Origin of the sequence: Amycolatopsis sp. SID8362 (assembly GCF_010550475.1) — a bacterium.
Classification (GTDB): domain Bacteria; phylum Actinomycetota; class Actinomycetes; order Mycobacteriales; family Pseudonocardiaceae; genus Amycolatopsis; species Amycolatopsis eburnea.
The window spans coordinates 1-985 of record NZ_JAAGNB010000819.1; the positions used below are offsets into that span (position 1 = coordinate 1).

1 protein-coding gene is annotated in these 985 nt (G+C 73.0%); it reads right to left on the reverse strand.

Annotation, left to right across the window (positions count from 1 at the left end; all coding sequences use genetic code 11):
- Positions 1 to 985: beta-ketoacyl reductase (locus tag G3I65_RS25015; protein WP_160698262.1), on the reverse strand; the 985-nt coding region annotated here is incomplete at both ends.

The window sequence follows — 985 nt, forward strand, 5'->3', positions numbered from 1 at the left end:
AGCCCGCGCAGCAGGTGCGGGACTTCGGCGTGCGACCGCAGCACGGCCATGTCCAGCAGCACCGGCAGCACCACCGGCGCGCCGGTGGACACGGCGGCGTCGAACAGGGCGAGGCCCTGCTCCGGCGCCATCGCGGGCATGCCCATCCGGGCCATCCGCTGCATGTCGGCCTCGCCGAGGGTGCCGGTCATGCCGCTGCCCTGGGCCCAGGCACCCCAGCCCAGCGACAGGCCCGGCCGCCCCTCGCCGCGACGGCGCTGTGCGAGAGCGTCCAGGAAGGCGTTCGCCGCGGCGTAGTTGCCTTGCCCGGCGCCGCCGAGGACCGCCGAGGAGGACGAGAAGACGATGAACGCGGAGAGGTCGAGATCGCGGGTCAGCTCGTCCAGGTGAACCGCACCGTCGACCTTCGGACCGAACACCGTCGCGAGACGCTCCGGGGTCAGCGAATCGACAACACCGTCATCGAGCACACCCGCCGCGTGAATCACCGCCATCAACGGATGCTCGGCCGGAATGCCGTCAAGCAACGCCGCGACCGCATCCCGATCCGACACGTCACACGACACCACCTGGACGTCGGCACCGTGCGCCGTCAGCTCCGCCACCAACTCGACCGCGTCCCCACGACGACTTGCGAGCACCAGATGCCGCACACCGTGCTCGGCCACCAGATGCCGCGCCAGCAACCCACCCAGACCACCCGTGCCACCGGTGATCAGGACCGTGCCTTCGGCGTCCCAGACCGGGGCCGGGTCTTCCGAAGGCAGCGCCAGCCGGCCGACGCGGAGGGCGAATGCGTTGCCGTCGCGGAGAACCAGCTGCGGTTCGCCGGTGGCGACCGCCGCCGCGAGGGCGGCTTCGGACGCCTCGGTGCCGTCGGTGTCGGCGAGCACGAACCGGCCCGGGTGCTCCGACTGCGCCGAGCGCACCAGGCCCCAGGCCGCCGCGAGCGCGGGGTCGACCGGCTCGCCGTCGAGCGCGACCG